The 2,547-nt window shown below is 65.4% G+C and carries 3 protein-coding genes; all 3 read right to left on the bottom strand.

Features of this window, described 5'->3' with window-relative positions:
- Positions 1 to 59 precede the first annotated feature (59 nt).
- The 3 genes from tnpC to tnpA all read right to left on the bottom strand — a co-directional run bounded on the left by tnpC (position 60) and on the right by tnpA (position 2,477).
- Positions 60 to 1,688, bottom strand: a complete 1,629-nt coding sequence (gene tnpC, locus ACSFB7_RS37705; RefSeq protein ID WP_435477432.1) for an IS66 family transposase — start codon at positions 1,686 to 1,688, stop codon at positions 60 to 62.
- 70 nt (positions 1,689 to 1,758) lie between these two features.
- A complete protein-coding gene (gene tnpB, locus ACSFB7_RS37710; RefSeq protein ID WP_435477433.1) occupies positions 1,759 to 2,100 on the bottom strand; it encodes an IS66 family insertion sequence element accessory protein TnpB in 342 nt (113 codons plus the stop codon).
- Positions 2,097 to 2,477: an IS66-like element accessory protein TnpA gene (gene tnpA / locus ACSFB7_RS37715; protein WP_435477434.1), complete on the bottom strand. Its 381-nt coding sequence runs from the start codon at positions 2,475 to 2,477 to the stop codon at positions 2,097 to 2,099. Before tnpA ends, tnpB begins: the two co-directional genes overlap by 4 nt.
- Positions 2,478 to 2,547 lie beyond the last annotated feature (70 nt).

Genomic DNA, 2,547 nt, shown 5'->3' on the forward strand with positions numbered 1-2,547 from the left:
GTAAGCGGATGGGCGCTCCATCTTGACGGTCCCGATCAGCGGTTGCCCCTGCTGCAGAGTCAGGTGAGCGGTTGCCAGCGATGTGGCAGGAGATCGTCAATTCGGCTGTTCAGGTGCGTGGGCAAGCGCTCCAGGACGTCCTTGAGGTAGGCATGCGGGTCGTGGCCGCACAGGCGTGCCGACTGCACCAGGCTCATCACGATGGCGGCGCGCTGGCCAGCCAGTTCGCTACCGGCGAACAGCCAGGCGCGGCGTCCCATTGCCCAGGGACGGATTCGATTTTCCAAGTGGTTGTTGTCCACCGGCACGTCGCCGTCGACGAGATTGCGCGTCAGCGCAGTCCAGGCATTCAAGCTGTAGCTCAAGGCCTTGGCCGTCGCCCCGCCGTCGGGGACCCTGGCACGCTCGAGTTGCAGCCACACATGCAGCTCCTCCCACAGCGGCATGGTCACCGACTGACGCATGCGTAGACGGTCTTCGCCAGCGAGTTCGCCGAACTGGCGCTCGGCGCGGTAGATCGTCGCGATGCGACGCAGCGCCTCGGTCGCCACTTCGCTGGTGCCGGCCTTGCCCAACTCGTGGAAGTGGCGCCTCGCGTGAGCGAGGCATCCTGCGGCAATGCGGTCAGCGCGCGCGGCGACGACGTTGTCGTAGGCCGAGTATTCGTCGCGCACCAGCGTGCCGCTCCAAGGCATGTGCGCACCGAAGCCGTCGCTTCCCTGCAGGAAGGCAATGGGGTACTGGGCACCGCGGCCCAGGCAGAACTCGTACACGACGCCCGGCTGCGGATCGAAGGCTCCCCTGGCATAGGCCCAGATGTAGGCCCTCTTCGTCTTGCCTCGGCCTGGGTCCAGCATGGCAACAGGTGTTTCGTCGGCATGCAGCACCCTCGACTGCAGTACGAAGCGCTTGTGGGCGTCGTACAAGGGCTCCAGGGCCGCGCCAGCGCGCCCCGAGGTCTGCGCCAGCGTCGAGCGCGGCGTGTGCACGCCGGAGCGTGCGTTGATGGTCTCTAACCGGTAGTACGGCAGGTGGTCGACGAAGTGGCTGGTCAGCGTGTGCGCGATGAGGCCGGCGGCCATGATGCCGCCGTCGATGATCTGCGGCACCGCCGGCTCCTGCACCAGGCACTGGCAGCAGCGGCAGGCCCACTTGCCGTAGATGTGGCGATGAACGAAGAACTCGGCCGGCACGATGTCCAGTTGTTCGCTGATGTCTTCGCCCACGCGCACCATCGGCCGGCCGCACTCGGGCAAGGGGCAGTTCGTGTCATCGGGCTCATGGGGGTGATCGACCCGGCGCAGATGTTCGGGCAGCTTCTGGCGGCGAGGCTTGCGTGGAGGCTTATCGCCTTCTTCCTTCGCCTCCTTGGCCGGCGACTTGGATTGCAGTTGCTCAAGCTGCGCCTGCAGGCTGGCTTCGTCCTCGGCCATCGTCTCCTCGAACAGGCGCCGCTGTTCGGCGTTCATGGCTTCGGTCCTGGCGTCGAACTTCCACGCCTTCAGGCGCGCCAGCTCGAACATCACCTTCTCCAGCTTGGCGTTCTTGAACTTGATCTCGTGCGCCTGGCGCTCGATGTGCTGGGCCTGCTGGCGGATGTGGGCCAACATCTGCTGCGCCAGCGCGGTGACGGTCTCGGGCGACAGACTACTGAGGTCCGAGGCGTTGAGATCGTGCAGGTGCTGCATGCATCCATCATGCCGGCGATCACACGCACCTGCCATGCGGGGTAGTGCCGTCAACGCTCGCGCGCCAACTTCACAGCCGGGTGATGATGCGCATGTCCTCCAGACGCTGCCAGGGCAGGCCCAACACCAGGGCGTCGAACTGCTCGCGCGTCAACGTGAGTGGCGCGCCACTCTTCGAACCTTGAGCCGGCCACGCGAAGCCGCCGATGTTCAGCCTCCGCGCTGCACACCACACGCCGAAGCCGTCGTGCACCAGCAGCTTGATGCGCGTGTGCCGGGCGTTGGCAAACAGGTACCCGTGATGCGCTTGCGCAGCGCCGAAGACCTTCACCACGCTCGCCAACAGCCGTTCGGCGCCGGCGCGCATGTCCATGGGCTGCACGGCCAGCCACACCGCGTCGATGCGGATCACTTCAGCAACTCGCGCGTCCAGATGCCTAACTGCGCCGCTGCCTCCAGTGGCCAGTCCACGCTGATCACCACGGCGCCTCGCTTGATCTGCACCTGAATCTGCGTTGCTGATGCCGACACCGCCGACACCGCCGACGCCACCGGTGGCAACATCATTGGAACGAACGTCGGCTCCTGCAGCGCGATGGCATCGGGTGTCTCCAACGATTCCCGTACCCTCTTGCGCCAGGAGTGCACCACGTTGGCATTGATGCCATGCGCCATTGCGACCTTCGCCACCGACGCGTTTGGTCTCTCACATTCGCTCAGCACCTGCTGCTTGAGTTCTTCGCTGTACCGGCGCCGACGCACCTCTTGACCGTTTGCCATCATGTCCATCTATTCCTTCGTGGACAGGATCGTTACCGCCAGCGCCCGGGTGTTCAAGATGGGATGGCCAGCCCCTTAC

Source organism: Variovorax raffinosi, from assembly GCF_051216615.1.
GTDB lineage: Bacteria > Pseudomonadota > Gammaproteobacteria > Burkholderiales > Burkholderiaceae_C > Variovorax.